The organism is Bdellovibrio bacteriovorus, assembly GCF_001592755.1.
Lineage (GTDB): Bacteria > Bdellovibrionota > Bdellovibrionia > Bdellovibrionales > Bdellovibrionaceae > Bdellovibrio > Bdellovibrio bacteriovorus_E.
The window spans coordinates 416269-435549 of the sequence record NZ_LUKF01000016.1 but is presented as its reverse complement, the minus strand read 5'-3'; the positions used below and the strand labels follow the sequence as shown (position 1 = coordinate 435549).

Sequence of the window (19281 nt, the reverse complement as noted above, 5' to 3'; positions counted from 1 at the left end):
TCTCCCTATGAGTAAAGTTCCTCGATCTTATCCTTGAATTTTTGATCTAAGACTTTACGTTTTACTTTTAAAGACGGCGTTAATTCGCCACCCTCAATAGTAAACTCGTTGGGAAGGACTGCATACTTTTTTATGGCCTCATAGCTAGCCAATTGTGAATTGGCATCGGCGACGGCCTTACGTGCAATTTCTTGTACGAAAGGGGAGGCGACTAAAGAATTCCAGTCGCTATAACTGATGTTCTTTTCTTTCGCCAAATTTTCAACCGAAGGGCGATCCAAAGTTAATAGTGCGACGATATACTTCTTTTGATCTCCGTGAACATGCACGTGAGCAACGTAAGGAGACAATTTCAAAAGACCATCCAGTTTCTGAGGCGCTACGTATTTACCGCCCGCAGTCTTGATCAAATCTTTTTTGCGATCCGTGATCTTAAGGTCACCACCAGGAAGAATTTCTCCAATGTCGCCGGTGTGAAACCAACCATCCGTAAAGACCTCTTTCGTGGCTTCCGGATTGTTGTAGTACTCTTTCATAACCTTATCGCTTTTCACTAAAATCTCGCCGTCTTCAGCGATCTTCAGTTTCACTTCGCCAATGGGACGACCGACAGAACCGAAGCGATAATTAAAAGGCGTATTGACGGTGATAGCGGCCGTTGTTTCTGTTAGACCATAGCCTTCTAGAACTAAAATCCCCGCAGAATGAAAAAATAGTGCGATGTCTTTAGAGATCGGCGCCCCGCCACTGATAGCAAAACGCAGACGACCCCCAAAGGCATCCGTGATTTTTCCTAAGACCAGCTTGCGTGCCAATTCGTATTTCACTAATAAATCTAAAGGAAGAATCTGTCCGCTGAGTTTATGCTCTCCGACTTTACGACCGATATCTAAAGCCCAAGTGAAGACTTTCATCTTTAAGGGCTGCGTTTGTACTTGCGCCCAAATCGCGGCATAGATTTTTTCAAAAATGCGCGGCACTGAAACTAAAATAGTGGGACGAATCTCTGTCAGATTCCCACGAATCTTTTCTAAGCTTTCTGCAAAGGCCATGGTGAAGCCAATATACAGATGACCCCAGTGCTCGATACGACCCAAGATGTGAGCGTAGGGCAGGAAGCTTAAAGAGATGTCTTTTTCATTGGCTCCGCAATAGGGGAAGGCCTCTGAAACTTCGCTAAAAGCTTGAAGGTGTGTCAAGATCACGCCCTTAGGGCGTCCCGTGGTGCCTGAAGTGTAAAGAATGGTTGCAGTGTCTTCAGGTTTAATTGTTTCACAAAGTCGACGATAGCTGTCGGCGTGTTTCTTCAAATGACCTTCGCCCATTTCGTGCACGCGATTCCAAGTGATAGCGTCAGGATTCGGGCAGGTGTTTTCAAACACAATGAGCTTTTCAACCTTCGGGCAGTTGTTTTTAACTGATTCGAAAGTTTTTAAAGGACCGCGGCTTTCGCAGACCAAAACCTTGGCGCCGCAGTTATTCAGAATGTATTCCACGTCTTCGGCGGTGTTGTTCTGATAGATGGGAACAGTGATAGCTTTGATTCCAAAGATAGCTAAATCCATCACCGACCATTCGTAACGAGTGTTAGCCATGATCGCCACACGGTCGCCTTCTTTAATTCCTAAAGAAAGTAAAGCCGCGCCAACATTTTCGATATCGCGATAATATTCAGCCCAGGATTTCGATTGCCAAGTGTCGTTGACTTTGAATTTTACAGCCACGTGCGCAGGATTTCTGTTGCGCATGGAAAGAATGGAATGTCCCAAAGTGGTTGGCTTCGTCATGATGAAAACTCCCTAGCTGCCTATGTATAACGAAGGGGATTACTTCAAATACAAGTCTAAAATTTTACGTTGGTCTGCTGGCACTGTGACAGTGGTTTCAGCAGAAAGCCCTGTTGTTTTATTAAGGGCTTGGATCTTCACTCCCACTTCCGCTTGAATCAAGTAAGCATCGCCTGTGGGCTTAATATTAACAGGAACTCCGGCAATGCGAAGCTCTGGATTTGCTCCACCATTGACGATGTTAATAATCACGGACGCGACTCGAGGAAGTCTTTGTAAAGTGCCGTTGAAAGAATAAGCTTCATAAGTCGGTGTGATCGTTGTCACGAGATCTGTGTAACCCTCTTTCACCAAACGAAGGCTGAAAGGAGTGTTCGCTTTCACAGTTTTACGAGCCGGCGTGAATTCGCCCGTATCGACACCGTCAATCACGACGCGTGCACGGTCCGGACTGCTGTAAATAGTCACAGTGTATTCCGGAGAAGTCGCCGCCATATCGAGTTGTTGAGTGCCACCGTTCGCGGCCGTATTCGGAGAATTTGGAGCTGTTGTCGTAGCACCGCTCACAGCGGGAGCCTTTGGAGTCTTCTTAGCGACAAAATTGTTATAAACCCACCAGCCGCCCACAACTACAACCAAGCCAATCACGGCCTTCATCACAAGACCCGTCATGTCTTCCATAGAAGATGAAGACGCAGACCTTGGAATCGAAGTGCGAGTGCCACTTTGTGAAATCGCCGACGGAGTGCGAGTCATAGTTCCAGTGCCGGAAGCATAAGTTCCGGTTGCGGAAGTACGGGTTTGCGTGATGTTTGTGTTTGTCTGACCCGCTGAAGGCATCGCCGGTTTTGGCGGAGTCTTCAAGTTATCTAGATTCACACGGATATCTGTCGAAGTATCAATATTTAGTTTTTCTTCGCCTTCATCCGCAACAGGCGGGGCCGCTTGAGGAATCGCACGAGCTTGTGTGCGCATATCCGTCTGAGTGACCACGGTTTTATCATCCGGGTTTGTCGCCTGGATTTTTGCAAACTCAACGAGTTTACGTCGTTGTTCGAGGAAAGCGGCAGAGAAAGCGTTTTTCATAAACACGCTGAAGTCGTGCGGAGAGAACTCCGGATACTGCGTATTTAAGAAACGGTTCAAATCACGGTGCAAGGCCGCCGCTGTTTGATAGCGAAGGCTTTTATCTTTTGCGAGAGCTTTGTTAACAATTCTTTCTAATTCCGGAGGAACAGAAGGATTGATCTTGCGAATAGAAGGAACCTGGCACTCGCGGATCTTACGAAGAATCGCCGCTTCACTGTTGGAAGTGAAAAGACGGTCATTCGCTAAAAGTTCCCAAAGAACGATACCCAAAGAGAAAATATCCGTGCGCGTGTCGATGGATTGTCCATCGGCTTGCTCAGGACTCATGTAGCCGTATTTCCCTTTCAGGGTTCCAGCTTTTGTTGCTTCCAGTTGAGTTTCAGCTTTAGCGATACCGAAATCGATGATTTTAACTTCGCCTTCGAAGCTGACCATGATGTTTTGCGGACTCATGTCACGGTGAACGATATTCAAAGGTTTGCCCGTCGTGCCATCAAGGCAACGGTGGGCGTGATCCAATCCCGCAGCAACCTCTTTCATCATGTAGACGATTTGCTCGATAGTGAATTGCGTGTTGGACTTTTTAAGTTCGTTCAGGATTTGGCGAAGGTTTCGGCCTTCGACGTATTCCATAACCAGGAAGAACTGACTTCTTTCAACCCCGAAGTCGTAAATAGAGACGACGTTCCCGTGATTCAAGTTCACGGCGATCTTCGCCTCTTCTTTGAACATCTCAATAAATTCTTGATGGTCGGAATATTGGGGAAGAATACGTTTAATAGCGACAAACTTGTTGACGCCCACGGCACCCGTTGACTTAGATAGGTACACTTCCGCCATACCGCCTGCGGCGAGACGCTCAAGAAGGATGTACTTACCAAACTGCTCTACGGCTTGAGACATGAAAACTGATTCCCCTTTGTGAGGTCTATCGGTAAAATAAAACTAATCCTTAAGGAGAATTGTCTATGAAATGGATAGGACTGACCGGAGGTATAGCTTGCGGTAAGAGTACTGTAAGCCGTGCGCTTAAAGATCATTCTATTCCAGTTGTAGATGCGGACGAAATTGCCAAAGAGGTCGTGAAGTCCGGATCACCTGGACTGAAGTCTGTGATCGATGTTTTTGGCCAAGACTTCCTTTTGCCCGACGGATCTTTGGATCGTCGCAAATTAGGACAGCATGTTTTCGGTCATCCGGAGCTTTTGCATCGACTTGAATCTATCTTACATCCTTTGATTCGAGAGGAAACTCGTCGCCGTCGTCGACTGCTCGAAGATATGAATCATCCGGTCGCGGTGTACGACATTCCGTTGCTTTTCGAAACCAAAGCACAAGATCAATTCGACGCCGTCGTTGTGGTTTCATGCACCAAGGGACAACAAAAAGAGCGCTTACGTCGCCGTCAGAATTGGACGGATGATGAAATCGATATGCGCATTGCTTCGCAAATTCCTATTCAGTTCAAAGAACAGCAAGCGGATTTTATTTTGCATAACAACCGCGATGAACAGCATCTTTTAAAAGAGATCGAAAGATTGCTTGCTTGGTTGGAAACGTTAAAAACGGAAAAAGCTTAAAACGCGAACTGATAACCAAACTGTGCAAATAAATCAGGCCCCGTGACCGCGGCTCCCACACCGAACTCGGCGTTGAAAGTTTCACCCATGCCTACAGAGGCGCGAGCCCGCCAACGACGAATTTCGACGAGCCCTGCAAGTTCGTCAGCTCCTTCTAGATAGAGATTTGCGGATGCGCGAAGATAAGGATTGAATCTGTCGTCAGGACAACAGTACCAGCGATAACCTGCACCTAATCCCACAAAGTTGGCGGTATTCACGGCGACTTCATAGTCCCAATAAATAGAATCATCTTGAACGGGGATAAAACGAAGAGACAAGTAAGGCCCTTGATCCCAGTCATCACTTTCTAAGTAGTTTCCGCCCTCGAATCCTAAATATGTTCCTAACAAAAAAGTCGGGATGGAAGCGCGCGCCTCGGGATCTCGCGTTGCCAATAACGGATCATCTTCCCCACTTAAGGGCTGAGTTTCTAAAGTGGTCGTTGTTTGAGGCGCCGCTTGAGAAACAGACACGCTCACGACCAAGGTCAAAAAAAGGAGAGAAAGAATAACTCGCATAAGACAAAGTATAATTTAGGACTACAATCATTGTTAACAAATTTGGAGGCAAATTTATGTCGAACCGGGGATCTTTATTCCTCTCGGGTCTTTTTGCGTTGTTAACTGGACCTCTTGCCCAGGCAGAAAGCATCAGCACCACTATTCATCATCATTATCAAGCTCCACGTGCTTTAGGAATGGGTGATGCCTTTGTTGCCGTAGCCAATGACTATTCCGCGATCTTTTACAATCCCGCTGGTCTAGCCAGAAGAGACGACGGTCAAATCAATCTTTCTTTGAGTGCTGCGGGAACCCCGGGCGCGATGGATTTCTATGACGAGTATTCAAAAATTGAATCTTCAAGTCAGTCTGAAACCGACAAACAAACGGCTTACTTAGAACTTATTCAAAAACACTATGGTGATGTTTATTCTTTAAGACTGGCTCCGTTAGAAGGCTTTTGGGTCCGCCCCAATTGGGGAGTGGCTTTAATCCCGATGGATGTCAGCGTAGAAATGGCCATGCATCAACAAGTCGGTCCGACTTTAAATGCGACGGTTTATGCAGATACGACTTTAGGTCTTGCTTATGGAGATGATCTTCATTGGTTTGATCACGGTCGTCTTTCATGGGGTATTACAGGCAAATTCGTGAATCGCGGATTTTTCAGTCAGCCGATCAGTGCGACGGACTTGGCGGCTAGCGACGAGATTGTTTCTAAAGAAGATCTTTTGGAAGGTTACACCATTGATGCAGACCTCGGTGTTTTGTGGACGCCGGAACTTCCGGATTCAGGCGTTTGGTCTCTTTTGCGTTTGGCTCACCCCACATTCGGAGCGGTAGTTCGTAACGTTGCTGAAACCGGCTTTGGCCAGTCTATGCAACTAGTAAATAAAGAGAAACAAAACGGCACGCCGGAAAAATTGTACCGCGTGTTCGACCTAGGCTCACGCTGGGAATATCCATCCATGTGGATCTTTGGCGGCCGTGGCGTCTTGGATGTTCGCGATTTGGGTCATCCGGATTTCACTTGGAGAAAAGGCATTCACTTAGGTTTTGAGTTTGATTGGACGGTGACGAGTTGGTGGAAAGGGCAATACCGTGTAGGTATGAGCCAAGGTTTCTGGACCGCCGGTTTATCTGCCGAGCTCGGAATCTTCAACTTGGATGTTGTTTCTTATGCGGATGATGTGGGAACAAGAAATACACCGATTGAAAGTCGTGTGTATGCGACAAGATTGAATCTGGATTTCTAAAAGAATCACTGAGTTTAAATAATAAAAAAGGCTTCCGTGTGGAAGCCTTTTTTTATTTCTCTTTAGACGAAGACTATTGAGTCCACTGTTCTAAAAGTTTTTTTCCAAGCTCTACGATTTCCGCCGGATCCGTTGTTGCGATATCCACACCGGCTTGACCCAAAGCTGTATTGATCTGTCCACAGATGTCATCGTTAGCCGTTTGAGTACCACCACAAGTTGTCGCGTAAACTGTTTGAACCACTTCCGTTACTTGAGTGATGGCCTCGGCTGCCTCCGCTTCTTCCGTCGGATCTCCAGAAGTAAGGCCCGCGATCAGATTATTGATAGTCGATTCGATCTGTGCAGAGTCACAGTCTGAAATAGAGGTGCAAGATCCAAAAGCTCCACCTGAAAGGTTAGAAAGCAACGTCGCACTTTTCGCCATCGCACCAATCAACGCTAAACCGTCCTGGCCGGAAGCATTGCAGGCCGCGAAAGTGTCATTCATAAGATCTTGGCGCGGAAATGTTAAAGCCGACAGAAGAGCTGTTGTGCCTTGGTTGTCTTGAATAGCATTCAAAGCGCTGGAAAGATTTGCTGGATCTGTCACTTCTGCGGCGATAAAGCCCGCCGCACAACGAAGTGCATAGGCACGAGGAGAAGTCAGACCAGAGATTTTGCTTGTACAAGCCATAGCCGAAGCTTCGTCTGTCGCCTTATCCAGGCAGAATTGGGCTTCCGCGATCATGTCTTTTTCTGTTTGTTCGCCCTCACATCCCGTTAGGACCAAAGCCAAACTTAATGTCGCTAGCAAAGCTGCAGATTTATGGATTTGCATTGAAGTCTCCTTCATGAAGTCTTGAAAGTACTTAGTACTTATCGGAATCCGAAGGGGGGCCTTAACTCAGATTTTGATTAAAAGAAGGGGGCTCTGTCTTAACTTGAGACGTTAGAAATTCATTTCCATTTCTAAAGCATAAATGGGATGTGATTCCCAGTTTTGGGCTGTGTGAAACTGTGCGGATTTTTCCACAGGCCGATAGATGACCTTAAGCATAGGCTCAAAATGATCTCCTTCATATTTAATAAAGGGCGCGATATCAAAAGTGTGAAAGCTTTCGGCGAAAGTTGAAAGGCGAGTGACTTGATTTTTAAAGCCCGTGGCAAATCTTCCCCAAAGATAGGACGGTGAAAGCTCTAGCTTCGTTTGGCGAACGCCAATGTCATCTTCATTTTTCGTGGGAAGATATTCCGCATGCTTCAATCGCAAGCGCGCTTTACCCCATGTTTGTAGCGGAATATTAGTGCGAATATCTAACATCAAAGAGCCGTCGCGGAAGTCAGCAAGACGCTGCTCTTCTTGAAGAAGATAATTGTACGTCAATTGAGCGCGCCATTTAAGACCCGCGATTTTTTGAGCGACACGCAGACCCAAAGTCGCTTCTTCCATCTGTGACGTTGTTTCTTCTTCACCAGCTTTGTGGCCGACCTGAATACCTAAAATTGTTCCGTAAGTCTCGGACCACATCCGCGTTAATTGAAGATCAGCTTCGGAAGAGTAGCCGTTCATATTTTTTTCTTTATCGAAAGTCGATTTGGCTTCCATTTCAACTTTGATATTCCAGGTTTTTTTTGGTGATGGCGTGTCGATAACGCTGACCGCCTCTTGTGCAAAACCGGGTCGGCACATAAGGAAGAAGAAAAATAGAATTAGATGGCGGAAAGTCAGCTTCATGGCTTTTTTATATTGGAATATTCAGCGAAATTATTGTTAGGATTCAGTCAGAGTTTTATGGGCTTATTGGTTAGTCATTGTCTGTAAGTCCGCGACCACATATACCAGACGAATGGGGACAAAAATGTGTAAATACATAGTATTAACAATGCTTCTTTCGACGGTTGCTCAAGCGGCCCCGGCAGAGAAGTATTTGATCCAATCCGAAAAGCCCTTGTTTGAAAATTCGGAAGGTAAAGTGTTGTTGGGTGGTCTTTCGGATCTCGTCTATTCACTGTCAGAGTCTTCAAAAGAAAAACGTGTTTTTTATTCCATCACAGACCGTGGTCCCAACGGTAAGGAAAAAGGGGATAAAAAATCACCAGAAAGAGCCTTTCTTCATCCCGCTTACAACCCGCAAATTCTTAAGTTTGAATTTAAGAACGGTGAAGTGAAACTTGTGCAAAGCATTGGCTTGAAGGTCAAAGTGACATTGAAGCCGGAGCCGATCTTAATTACCGGTCTGCCTAACGTGAACCCGAAGCTCAATCAAACAGGCGCGGATGAAACTCCCATGGATGCAAAAGGCACTGTTTTGAAATTCGATGCTATCGGCTTGGATCCAGAAGGTTTGGCTTTAGACGAGCAAAAGAACTTCTGGGCGAGTGAGGAATATGGACCTTCGCTTTTGAAGGTGAATGCGGAAGGGCTTGTGCAAAAAAGGTTTCTTCCCAAGGGATCTTCCAAAGAACGCACGGGGATTGAAGAGCTTCCGTATTTCTATGCTAAAAGAAAGTTGAACCGTGGATTTGAAGCCTTGGTCTTTACTCCACAGAAAACCTTATTGGTGTTTTTGCAAAGCGGAGTTCCTGATCTTGATAAAAAGCAGGCTCCGATCCTCGAATTTGATCCAATCAAAGAAAAAACTGTGGGCGTTTATTTTTATCCCCTTAGCAAAGAGGGTGGGAAGATTGGTGCCGCCACTGTTGGGCCTGACGGCCGTATTTGGGTTTTAGAACAGAATGGGAAAACCGGTAAGAAAGCATGGCAAAGAGTTTTTGCGGTGGACCGCACGAAAGCCAGCAATGTCGTCAAAGAGTCCTTGGCTTCAGAATCTTTTAAAATTCCCCAAGACGTAAAGCTTGTAGAAAAAACCGAAGTCTTAAACCTAACGGACAAAGGCTTACAAGATTTTGAAAAACTGGAAGGCATGACTGTCGATAAAGAAGGCCAAGTCTATATCGTCAATGACAATGACTTTGGTGTTCATGACGCAGATGTGGGAAATAGAAATTATTTATTCGTTATCAAAAAAGAGGAAATCCAATAATGAAATCTCTGTCTAAGGCCCTGTTCGGGCTGGTCCTTTTCGCTGTGGTTTCTTCAGTCGCGAGCGCGAAAGATGGTAGTATCAAGAATCAGATCGAAGCGGGCTTCAACCTCGAAGCTGTCGCGGCTCAAAAGATTCTTAAAAAATACGCTTTCGTGGGTGAAGATCGTGTCGACTATTACGCGGATATCTATGATGGAAGTAAATTTTTGTTGATCCCCAATCCAGAGATGTACAAGTTCCGTTTAAAAACGACAAAAGGAAAAGCCGTTCTTCAAGCGAATACAAAGATCTCGATTCTGCCTTCGGTATGTCCCGAGGGATGGACTTTCAAAGTCAAAGAGAAGGCTGTCGGGGAGTTAAAACTTAACAATCGTGATCACGAAAACTTCGCGCGCGCCGTGGTTGAACAACTGGATGCTTTGAATGGAACTGATCTGCCAAAAGCTGTTCACGATGTCCAAAAGTTACATCGGCACATTGTCGGGCTGAAGCTTCCTCTTTTGGATAAGTTGTTGTCTGTCCCTGCAAACACCCACTGGTACTTTACGGCGAGCCATCTGACGAAAAAGATCAAGTGGACGGTTCTTCAGGATATGGGCTGGGGAAATATAGAAGTTTCCATCACTCAAGGTGAAGACTTTGTGGGGAGCACTTTCATTCAAAAAAAATATGAAATCGAATTCCAATTAGAAGATGAGATGTCCCAAGAAGACTTCGCTCAATCAATATGTGCCTTCATGAAAGAGCAAGACCTTCAGCCTGAAGACTTGCAACCAGGCCGTAACAAACCTCAACTAGAAACGTTAAATCGACTTTCACGTATCAACTCTCTTCTTGGCTTCTAAAGCCTGAAGAGAGTCTTTCTTCACGACCTAAGACCTTATTTTCCCTTTCTGTCTCAATATGAGCCCCCATTGAACCGATAAGCCTTTTGATATATTCCACGTGTTTTTAGCGAGGTATCTATGAAAAGGATTTTGTGGATCGCGCTCTTTCAAATTTTTGCATTGATGGCGTTCACTTACGAAGTGAATGCACGAGAGCGTCGTAGTTTTTATTCAGGTGTTCGTTGCCAGGCCATGGGTGGCGCTTGTATTGCCGTTACCAATGATGAAACCGCATTGATCGTGAATCCCGCGGCTTTGGGAAAACTTCGTGATTTTTATGGAACGATCATCGACCCGGAAATTGAATTGGGTTACAACGCTCCGGGTTTCTATAGCGAAGAGGCTTTTTCAAATCCATTTTCCCTAGAAGATGTGGCTCCGGCCTTAGATAAAAAACGCAGCTCCTATTATCATGCCAAGGCGCAGGTGTTTCCTTCTTTTGTCGGCAGAAACTTCGGTGTGGGACTTTACGGGAACTATCTGCTAGATGCTGAGATGTCCGGTGACGGTACGACCATTGACACTTATTATCGCAATGACGTCGCGTTTATTTTGGGATTCAATTTCCGTTTCTGGGATGGACGAATCAAGCTTGGCTTTAACACGAAACTTATCAATCGCATCGAAGTAGACAATCAAACTTTAAGTGCCACAGGTCCACTGGATTATGATTCTATAGCCAGTGAGGGCGTAGGCCTTTCAACGGATGTTGGGTTGATCCTCGCGGCGCCTTGGAAGTTTCTGCCGACGGTGACAGCTGTCGTGCGTGATGTGGGAGGCACCAGCTTCGATCAGGCCAATGGTATCCGATTAGACACAGTCAATCGTCCCAATTTGATAAAGCAAGACATCGATGTGGCAGCGGCTCTCTTTCCGATTCATTCCAACAACATTCGTTCGGCTTGGACGGTTGAGTACCGTGGCTTATTAACATCAGGTGATGAAGAGGATAAGGCCAAATTGATTCACGGTGGTTTCGAATTGAACTTCGGAGATGCCTTCTTTTTCCGTGGAGGATATAATCAAAGATATTGGACCGCAGGCTTTGAGTATTCTACTGAACACTTTCAATGGCAGCTTGCATCTTACGGCGAAGAAGTCGGCACTCAAGACGAACCTAAAGAAGACAGACGTTATACTATGAAGTTTGCTTACCGGTTTTAAGGATGAGGCATGAAATATTTTAGACATCTCTTTATCATTCTAATTTCTCTGTCGGTGGCGACTTCTTGTAGCAATCAGGAAAACGTTTTGACCGAGTATGCATCTACGGATTCAGATGCCGCTCTTTTTTTGGAAGCGAAAAAGAAAATCGATGATGCCGCTTGGGATGATGCGATCTCTATCATGACGACGCAATTGTCTGCGGATTACCAAGCTCGTAATGATGTGAAAACGAGCCTTATGCATGCCTACGGTGGTAAGTGCGGTATTTCATTTTTTGATTTGGTGCAGGCACTTAAAGGTGTGTCTTCGACAAAGATGTTTGAAATTGCCCTTCAGATTTTTCAAGGTCAGGTCACCGATGTTGCTGCTTGTGACAACGCTGTAGCGGTTTTGATGAGCATCGGAACTACCGCTGCACAAAGAACGAATGATCAAAACCTTTTCGCCGCGATTTTGGGACTGACTCGCATGGCGACGACTCTGAAATCAAAATTTGATATCGATGCTGCGGGTCTTGGTGATGGTGTGCCCGATGCGGGCGCAGAAGCTTGTACGGTGAGTGCGGCGGCAGGAAAGCTCAGTGATGCCGAAGTAGATCGCATCGTCACGGGTGTGGGATTGGTCTTTGAAAACTTGGCGGCCTTGGGTGATGAATTGACTTCGGGAACCGCGGGCGATTCATTCGGTGATGCACAAACCTTGTGTCAAACAGATGTGGTGATTCCGCCTATTGGAACTCCTCAAGACCATGGTGCTCCTATGGGTGTGACGTGGGTCGACTTGGGACTTCCTTCTAATACGCCGACGTATCAAGATTTCGGTTTAGGCGCGGATGTCACAGATCCCATTGTTTGTACGACAACTCAAGACGCCGATGTGACACCTAAGTTGCGTCGTATTTTCCGTCGCATGATTGAAAGTGGCACTCTGGGAGTGGGTGCGTGTGATATCGCCGATATTACGGTGAACTACACGATGGGATCTCCTCCGACAATTTCGGTGAATGCGGATTGCTGTCCGGGGATGCAAGCTCCATGAAGTTGATTTTTGCCGCTCTTATTTTTGCATTCAGTGCGCAAAGTTTTGCTCAGTCTTTGGGTGAAACGACACGCTCTATCCGCGCTCGTGGGATGGGTGGCGTGCTGGTGCCATTTGTAAATGATGCGGATGCCTTGTTCGTCAATCCTGCGGCTTTAAAAAGAGCCGCTGCCATTGATATTAAGCTGATTGAATTAATGGCAGGTGCGAATAAAACCTTGGTCGACAGTCTTGATGATTTGCAGAATATTGATGCCAATGACCCATCCACGTTCAATGACTTCTACGGTAAAAAGCTGTGGGCGCAAGGCGTGGGTAAAGCCGCCATTTCTTTGCCTTTGATTTCTGCAGGTTATCTTTACGACACCGAAGTGACTGCCGAACTTCACAATCCGGCGTTCCCTCAATTTGAAACTTACTTCCGCAGTGATCAGGCCATTTATTTGGGAACGGCCTTTTCCTTGGGACCTTCGACTTATTTTGGAATGAGTGTAAAAAGAATCACTCGCCAAGGGGGCTCAACGCAGGAATTAAGCATCAGCGATATCGCAGACTCAAGCAGTCTTTCAGACATCGGAGATCGCTTTGCCAACAAAGGGCAGGGATATGGTGCGGATTTGGCGATCTTGCATGAGATTCCTTTGCCGATTCTAAAGCCGACGCTGACACTGGTGTGGCAAGACGTGGGTAACACAGCCTTTAAGAAAACAGAGGGTGACGATGCGCCCGTTCATATTGAACAGAATTTAGTCTTTGGTGCGGGCGTCGGCATGGATTTGCCTGGCCTTGATTGGGTGATAGGCGTCGAGGGCCGAAGACTCTTGAATCCTGAAATCGAAATAGGAAAGAAACTGCACGTCGGAACGGAGATTTCTCTTCCCTTGATCGACTTGCGCGCAGGATATAATCAAGGTTACCTCAGTTACGGTGTGGGTGTGAATTTTCTCATATTCCATCTTGATGCTGTAAGTTACACTGAAGAGACCGGTCTTTATCCAGGTCAAGACGGGGATTCCCGTTATATGGCGAGTCTCAGTATTGATTTAAGCTTTGATGCAAACTTCAAATTCACGGATAATAACGGCAAGAGACGTAAACTAAAACAACGCCGGTAATTCGTAAATGTTGCAAGTCATTCCCATAGAAAGTCGAACTCAGATCGCACAGATTTTTGCGAACTACAATCCACGTTCCCAATCGTGGTTGGTTTCTGACTTGCGCACAAAGTTCGAACTTCAACAAAAAATTCTGGCACGTGAAGGACAGTACGTTGATGAATCTGTTTTGCGTGCCAGTGATCTTTGGAAAATTCTGTTAAAGCGTTTGGATCCGGGTTTACGTTTGGTCAGCGATCCTTTTGCGCGTTCTCTTCTGCGCACCATTATGGATGAAAATGCCGAAGTTCTTGGCGTCAATTCTTCCGCGGAGGACACGGTCTTTTCTTATATCGACCAAATGGCGGCGGTGCTTTTCCATCCCGAAGGGACGTCGCGGCTTGAAGAGTGGTTTGAAACTCACCCTGAATCTAAGAACCGGTGGCGTGATTGGTATCTGCGCGCGCGTTTCTGTGCACTGAAACTTCTTCAAGACCACCGCGTGATCACCGCGGATTGGATTACGGCCTATTTGCAAAACTTCAATGAGCTTGAACGCGTCTGGGATATTCCTTTGATCGTCGATCTGAGCGGGGAAATCTCACGTGTGGAGGCAGAAATCCTGCGCGTGCTTTCGCGTTCGGTGGACGTGATTGTTTTAGAGCCGAATCCTTCTTGGAAAAAAGATTTCCATTTCCTATTAAAGCCTTACGAAGATCTGCGCCAACAAAGTCAGAAGGTGCAAGAGCTTCCTTCTGTCGTAAAAAAGGAGAAACGTCAGGATGTGATGCGTTTCTCAGGGATGTTAGCCGAAATCAAACACAGCGTAGGGCAAGTGCGCGAATGGCTGGATGAGGGAAAATCCGCAGAGTCTATTGCCATCGTTGCTCCAGATATAGAAACATACTGGCCGGTTTTGCAGTCGTATTTGCAAGAAGAAGGCATTCCGGTTCAAAAGGATATAACCCACAAAGCGCAAAGTCTTCCTTCGGTCACTCGTTGGTTGGCTTTGCTTCGTTCTAAGAGCGGACGACTTTCTAGCTCGGACCTTGAAATTTCCTTCTTCGATAAAGAAGAATCTCAAGAGCTTCGCTATGAAGAATTCCGTTCGTTGTTTAAAAGCCTTTACGTGAATGAAGATCTTGCCCGCAATGAAACCGTCTATAAGGTCTTCCACGAGCAATTGGATCTTACTGGAATTTTAAGTCGCGACGAGTTTGTCGCAAAAGCTTTGATGTACTGGAATTCAGCCGAGACCGACATCGTGCAGGTAATCTTGCGCGAGCTCTTACAAAATGCCGTTAGCTCGACCAAACTTATTTGGAAAGAATGGCTGAGTTATCTTGAAAGCATCGTGGCCGCTAAAGAGTACACTTTAGAAAAAGGCCATCCTCGCGGCATCATGGTGACAAAACTGATGTCAGCGCATAGTGAAAAAGCGCAGTACCGTATCTTCGTAGGCCTGACCGACGAAGCTTTGCGTGCCAGAAATAAAACGCAGCTTTCGGGTCAAGACTATTTTGAGTTAGCAAAAGACATTGGTTTCTACCTGGATAATCCAGATCAAAGCGATTTGGATTTTGAACTTCGTCTTTTGGCCGAAGCTGAAAGCATTCACGACATTTTCTGTTTTGGAGCTACGGATTTAAGTGGCAGCCTCTGTTCGCCTTGCACATTCTGGATGAGCTTATCTGGCGATCACGAATCTTTAAATCTTCCTAAAGAAACTCGTTGGGATGAACTGCAACACTCTGATCAAACCGCGGGACGTCCGTGGGTGGATGCACGTAAAGAAAATATCGAAAGACGCATTCAGCAGGATATGGGGAAGATGGAGCTTGAAAATATTCAGGTGCCAAATTTACCGCGAATCTCTGCGTCCTCTGTAGAAAGTTTCCTAGAGTGTCCTTTCGTGTTTGCAGCGCAAAGATATTTTAAATTAAAAGACCTTCCTGATATTGATCTGGATGTGGATCATCGAACGCGTGGTCAGTTGGCTCATGCTCTATTTGAAAAACTGACGGCGGAGCCGATGCGCTTTAATTGGACCGCGGAAGAGTTGGACCAGGTTCTAGAAGAAATCAAAACGGAAAAGAAACTTCTTTTCGCGGATGATCGTCTTTGGAAGCCATTTAAGAAAAAACACATTCACTTGGGACAACGCTTTTTAGATTTTGAAAAGCGTTGGCGGGATGAGTTTAAGAAAACACGTACTTTGGCCCGAGAAAAGCGTTTCGAATTTTATCTAGATCCGGTGACCGAAGAAATTTCTCGCGAACCTAAAGACAACTGCTTCCGTATCTCTGGTCAAATCGACCGTATTGACGGGGATGGTGTCAGTCAGTTGGTTGTTCTGGATTACAAGAGCTCTGCAGGGGGCATCTCTTCTCATGCTTCGTGGTTTAAAAACCGCGAGCTTCAGCTTTTGTTTTACATGTGGGTGATTGAAAAAGGCCTGCTAGAAGACGTCGGCGGGGAAGTCATCGGTCTTTTCTATTACGTCTTTAGAAATTTTGAACGCAAAGGATTTAAAATCGAAGATTTTGCCGGAGGCTTATTTCCGTCTTCCAAACGGAAAGATAAAAATGCCACGGCTGAATCCAAAGAAAAATATCTTTCCGAGTTCAGCACAGTTCTTATGGGAACTTTAGATCGTATCAAAAAAGGGGAAAGTCAGGCAAAACCCACGGACTTTAAGACCTGTTCTGGTTGTGAATGGAGGCGACAATGTCGAGCCCCACATCTGAATTAAAAAACACCATTCTGCGCGCCGGGGCCGGTGCGGGTAAAACCACAACATTGACCCAAACCTTTTTGAAGTTTGCTAGCGACTTTAAAGAAAGAAACGGTAAATTTCCACGCATCGTCGTGACGACCTTCACGCGCAAAGCCACGCAAGAACTAAAAGAGCGTCTTTTAAGCAAAGCTTTATCTGAAGGTCGTGAAGATCTTTTCCACTATGTCAGTGCAAAGTCGCAAGTTCAGATTTCAACGATTCACGGGGTTTTAAGTCTGTTCTTATCTCGTTATGGTTCTAGCATCGGGCTGACGCCTGATTATAAAATCATGAGTGATTCCGAGATCCGCAAGGGCGCGCGTAAAATCATGCGCAAATACCTGTTGGAGAATCCTTCTTTGCAGGAACTTCTGGAAGAATACGACTTTCAAACCCTAGAAAGTGCCTTGCTAAAGTATTTCTCTGAAAATGTGATCTTTCCCAACATGACCTTTATTGAAAAAGGGGACATGCAAAAGGAAACTGAAAAAGTCGTCAAAGATATCGCAGGTAAGTTGAAGCGCGTCTGTACTGAGATCGGACAAGAAGCTTCCAATGAAAAGTGGCAGGAATATGCTCAATCTTTAGCGAACTTCTCTTGGACGGTGTCGTCCTGGGATGAGTTCTTTGCGCGCCTAGAGAGTTTCTGGGAACACACTTCGAAACCTCAGTTTAGAAAAGCGACACCGCCATTTTCCCTCAGTCTTCATGAAGAATTAGAAGAATTGCGTGAGCGTATTGATAAGCTTTTGGAAGAGCCGCGCTATCGTCCCGAATTTTGGGAAAAGCATCAAAAGAACTGTGAACTTTTTGATGAACTAGCGTCTTTCTTCTGTCGTGACTTTATGAGCTCGAAATTAGAACAAGGTCTGCTTTCTATGAGTGATCTTGAGACTCTATCGTACAAAATCATTCAAGAGTCCCCAGACGCTGCTGTGAAGTTTTCGCAAGAGTGGGATTTTTGGATGGTCGACGAATACCAGGATACAAGCCCTGTGCAAGTGCGGTTGTTGCGTCACCTTATCGGCGAGCGTCCTCTCTTTGTGGTGGGGGATCCCCAGCAAAGTATCTATCTTTTCCGCGGAGCTCGTTCGGAAGTCTTCCAGGAAAAGGTCAGCGAAATCCAAAGCCAAAACGGCGATGTGCAGATTAAACTGACGAATTACCGCTCGTCTCCAGAAGTGTTAGAATTCTTCAATCACTATTTTACCAAGCTGAGCAAGCAGTTTGCCGCTATGACGCCGGCTCCGGATAAAGTTCGAAAGGGGAATGAAGATCCCGTCGTGCAAGTTTTGCTTTCTGAAACTGGAGACGAAGACGAAACCTCTGCCGAGGTTTTAACGACAGTAGCCCGCATTCAAGAACTGTTGGCAGAAGGTGTGAGTCCGGAACAAATCTGTGTGTTAGGTCGGACCCATAAAACTCTTGAAGACATTGCGAAAGTGGCGCAAGAGTACGGCGTCCCATTGCAACTTCATAGCGGCAGTGGTTTTTATGAGCGTCGTGAAGTTTTGGACGCCTTGGCCATTTTGAAGTTCTTAGTGAATCCTCATGATAACGCCAACTTTGTGGCCTTATTAAGATCCCCGTGGTTGGCATTGTCGGATAGTGAAATTGCAAGTTATTGTCACAGCTTCAAGCACTCGTTCTGGAAAGAGGCTCAAAAGCCTTTAGAGCAAAAAGATGAAACTCATCCCTTGCGTATTCTTAAAACTTTAATTGCGCAAAGTGAAACCAAGGGGCTTTCTTGGACCTTTAAGCGAGCTTTGATTGATCTGGGACTTTTTGACTATTCGGCAAAAATTGATTCCACGGGACGTCGCGAAGCCAATCTTTGGAAAGTCGTGGCACTTCTGAGTCAGGAAGAACGCCGACCTGGTTTTAACTTTTTGGATTTCTTAGACTCTAGCCTTGAAACTTTGTCGACGGACGAAGGCGGGGAAGATGCGGATGCGACTCCGGTGATTGAGCCTAAGCGTGTGAACTTCATGACCGTGCATGCCTCAAAAGGTTTGCAATTTGATCAAGTGATTTTACCAGGTATGGGGCAAGATCCTCGCGCCAGCCACGCCCCTGTGCTCAGTATCCGAGAGCAAGATGGTTTGTGGTCTCTGAAAGTTCGCAACGAAGAAACTCAAGCGATGACCGGAAGTATTCTGGCAGATCAAATCACCGAAGAACTTCGTCAGCGTGAAAGTGAAGAGTTCAATCGCGTGCTGTACGTGGCAATGACTCGAGCCAAATCCGGTGTCTCGTTAATTTGGGACCGAAAGATCGGTAAGAAATCGTGGGCCGCACAATGTCCTTTGAACCTGGAAGAAGGTCTGCATCAGGAAAAAGATTTCGCTTACGTGGTGCGAGTAGAAAACTTGTTACCGCAGAAAATGCAAAGCGAAGCATTGGAACATAAGAATCTTCGTCCGGCATGGCAAGGCGAAGACATAGAGGCTAAACGCCGATATATTTCTGTTACCGAACTCGTTGCGCCGGAAGCACCGACGGGCTCCACTTACACTCCGAAAGCAGGCGCTTTAGGACAAGGTCTAGCTCGGGCCCAACAGGGAACGAATGCGCATAGATTGTTTGAGGCCTTGAAATACACTTCTTACGAAGAGCTGCTTAAAGTCTCGGATGAAGACCTCAAAAAGCCTTTGCAATTCTTAACTGAAACCAAGGACATTCCTCTTTTAGAAATCATCGAAAAAGGACATGTCGAATGGGGTTTTGCTTTGAATTTTAAAAACGCTCTTATGCAAGGTCAGATCGATCTTTGGGGCATCGTTGGTGATACACTGTGGATGGTGGACTATAAAACCGGCTCTCAACGGTATTCAGAAACCGCGTTTAAACAGTTAGAAGCCTATGCATGGGCTCTTTATCAAATGAAGTATTTAGACGGCGTTAATAAAATCAATCTTGCTGTTGTTTATCCGATGGATGCATTGGTGAAGATTGAGAATGTCCGCAGTCTTCCAGAGATGAATTCTCGAATGGAAAAAAGACTTCTTGAGTACATGCAGTCGTCGGAGTCCTGAC

The 19281-nt window shown here is 45.9% G+C and carries 14 protein-coding genes; 9 read left to right on the top strand and 5 right to left on the bottom strand.

Annotated features, from left to right (window positions below):
• Positions 1–5 precede the first annotated feature (5 nt).
• On the bottom strand, positions 6–1787 hold the full coding sequence (locus tag AZI85_RS11765; protein ID WP_063244219.1) for an AMP-dependent synthetase/ligase: 1782 nt from the start codon (positions 1785–1787) through the stop codon (positions 6–8).
• A gap of 39 nt (positions 1788–1826) precedes the next feature.
• Positions 1827–3779 carry a serine/threonine-protein kinase gene (locus AZI85_RS11760; protein WP_063244218.1) on the bottom strand — a complete coding sequence of 651 codons (1953 nt, stop codon included), beginning with the start codon at positions 3777–3779 and terminating at the stop codon, positions 1827–1829.
• 65 nt (positions 3780–3844) lie between these two features.
• Here AZI85_RS11760 and coaE point away from each other — a divergent pair, with 65 nt between their 5' ends.
• Positions 3845–4456 (top strand): dephospho-CoA kinase, encoded by a 612-nt coding sequence (gene coaE, locus AZI85_RS11755; RefSeq protein WP_063204991.1) that lies wholly within the window; start codon positions 3845–3847, stop codon positions 4454–4456.
• Here the strand turns inward: coaE and AZI85_RS11750 are convergent.
• Positions 4453–4971, bottom strand: a complete 519-nt coding sequence (locus AZI85_RS11750; protein ID WP_253720964.1) for a hypothetical protein — start codon at positions 4969–4971, stop codon at positions 4453–4455. The two genes, coaE and AZI85_RS11750, sit on opposite strands and share 4 nt — an antisense overlap.
• 101 nt (positions 4972–5072) lie before the next feature.
• Between AZI85_RS11750 and AZI85_RS11745 the strand changes: the two genes are divergently transcribed.
• Positions 5073–6254, top strand: coding sequence for a conjugal transfer protein TraF (locus tag AZI85_RS11745; RefSeq protein WP_063244216.1), 1182 nt, complete (start codon positions 5073–5075; stop codon positions 6252–6254).
• 73 nt (positions 6255–6327) lie between these two features.
• On the opposite strand, the gene AZI85_RS11740 is transcribed toward AZI85_RS11745, so the two are convergent.
• The gene (locus AZI85_RS11740; protein WP_063244215.1) at positions 6328–7074 is read right to left on the bottom strand and encodes a hypothetical protein; all 747 of its coding nucleotides are present in this window, start codon (positions 7072–7074) and stop codon (positions 6328–6330) included.
• A gap of 111 nt (positions 7075–7185) precedes the next feature.
• Entirely contained in the window at positions 7186–7971 is a 786-nt protein-coding gene (locus AZI85_RS11735; protein ID WP_063244214.1) for a hypothetical protein, read from the bottom strand.
• Positions 7972–8095: 124 nt separating this feature from the next.
• Between AZI85_RS11735 and AZI85_RS11730 the strand changes: the two genes are divergently transcribed.
• The 7 genes from AZI85_RS11730 to AZI85_RS11700 all read left to right on the top strand — a co-directional run bounded on the left by AZI85_RS11730 (position 8096) and on the right by AZI85_RS11700 (position 19280).
• Positions 8096–9280 carry an esterase-like activity of phytase family protein gene (locus AZI85_RS11730; RefSeq protein WP_172795331.1) on the top strand — a complete coding sequence of 395 codons (1185 nt, stop codon included), beginning with the start codon at positions 8096–8098 and terminating at the stop codon, positions 9278–9280.
• The gene (locus tag AZI85_RS11725; protein WP_063244212.1) at positions 9280–10128 is read left to right on the top strand and encodes a hypothetical protein; all 849 of its coding nucleotides are present in this window, start codon (positions 9280–9282) and stop codon (positions 10126–10128) included. Before AZI85_RS11730 ends, AZI85_RS11725 begins: the two co-directional genes overlap by 1 nt.
• 120 nt (positions 10129–10248) lie before the next feature.
• On the top strand, positions 10249–11334 hold the full coding sequence (locus AZI85_RS11720; RefSeq protein ID WP_253720963.1) for a hypothetical protein: 1086 nt from the start codon (positions 10249–10251) through the stop codon (positions 11332–11334).
• A gap of 9 nt (positions 11335–11343) precedes the next feature.
• Positions 11344–12375 carry a hypothetical protein gene (locus AZI85_RS11715; protein WP_063244211.1) on the top strand — a complete coding sequence of 344 codons (1032 nt, stop codon included), beginning with the start codon at positions 11344–11346 and terminating at the stop codon, positions 12373–12375.
• Positions 12372–13490, top strand: coding sequence for a hypothetical protein (locus AZI85_RS11710; RefSeq protein WP_063244210.1), 1119 nt, complete (start codon positions 12372–12374; stop codon positions 13488–13490). The genes AZI85_RS11715 and AZI85_RS11710 overlap by 4 nt, the downstream gene beginning before the upstream one ends.
• 7 nt (positions 13491–13497) lie before the next feature.
• Positions 13498–16221 (top strand): PD-(D/E)XK nuclease family protein, encoded by a 2724-nt coding sequence (locus AZI85_RS11705; protein ID WP_063244209.1) that lies wholly within the window; start codon positions 13498–13500, stop codon positions 16219–16221.
• The gene (locus AZI85_RS11700; RefSeq protein ID WP_063244208.1) at positions 16197–19280 is read left to right on the top strand and encodes a UvrD-helicase domain-containing protein; all 3084 of its coding nucleotides are present in this window, start codon (positions 16197–16199) and stop codon (positions 19278–19280) included. Before AZI85_RS11705 ends, AZI85_RS11700 begins: the two co-directional genes overlap by 25 nt.
• The last annotated feature ends 1 nt before the right edge of the window (position 19281 follow it).

Bases quoted from the DNA above. Each gene is read 5' to 3' on its own strand.
- AZI85_RS11730 (WP_172795331.1), top strand. From the start codon at position 8,096: ATGTGTAAATACATAGTATTAACAATGCTTCTTTCGACGGTTGCTCAA.
- AZI85_RS11705 (WP_063244209.1), top strand. From the start codon at position 13,498: ATGTTGCAAGTCATTCCCATAGAAAGTCGAACTCAGATCGCACAGATT.
- AZI85_RS11700 (WP_063244208.1), top strand. From the start codon at position 16,197: ATGTCGAGCCCCACATCTGAATTAAAAAACACCATTCTGCGCGCCGGG.
- AZI85_RS11745 (WP_063244216.1), top strand. From the start codon at position 5,073: ATGTCGAACCGGGGATCTTTATTCCTCTCGGGTCTTTTTGCGTTGTTA.
- AZI85_RS11765 (WP_063244219.1), bottom strand. From the start codon at position 1,787: ATGACGAAGCCAACCACTTTGGGACATTCCATTCTTTCCATGCGCAAC.
- AZI85_RS11710 (WP_063244210.1), top strand. From the start codon at position 12,372: ATGAAGTTGATTTTTGCCGCTCTTATTTTTGCATTCAGTGCGCAAAGT.
- AZI85_RS11725 (WP_063244212.1), top strand. From the start codon at position 9,280: ATGAAATCTCTGTCTAAGGCCCTGTTCGGGCTGGTCCTTTTCGCTGTG.
- AZI85_RS11760 (WP_063244218.1), bottom strand. From the start codon at position 3,779: ATGTCTCAAGCCGTAGAGCAGTTTGGTAAGTACATCCTTCTTGAGCGT.
- AZI85_RS11720 (WP_253720963.1), top strand. From the start codon at position 10,249: ATGAAAAGGATTTTGTGGATCGCGCTCTTTCAAATTTTTGCATTGATG.
- AZI85_RS11715 (WP_063244211.1), top strand. From the start codon at position 11,344: ATGAAATATTTTAGACATCTCTTTATCATTCTAATTTCTCTGTCGGTG.
- AZI85_RS11735 (WP_063244214.1), bottom strand. From the start codon at position 7,971: ATGAAGCTGACTTTCCGCCATCTAATTCTATTTTTCTTCTTCCTTATG.
- AZI85_RS11740 (WP_063244215.1), bottom strand. From the start codon at position 7,074: ATGCAAATCCATAAATCTGCAGCTTTGCTAGCGACATTAAGTTTGGCT.
- coaE (WP_063204991.1), top strand. From the start codon at position 3,845: ATGAAATGGATAGGACTGACCGGAGGTATAGCTTGCGGTAAGAGTACT.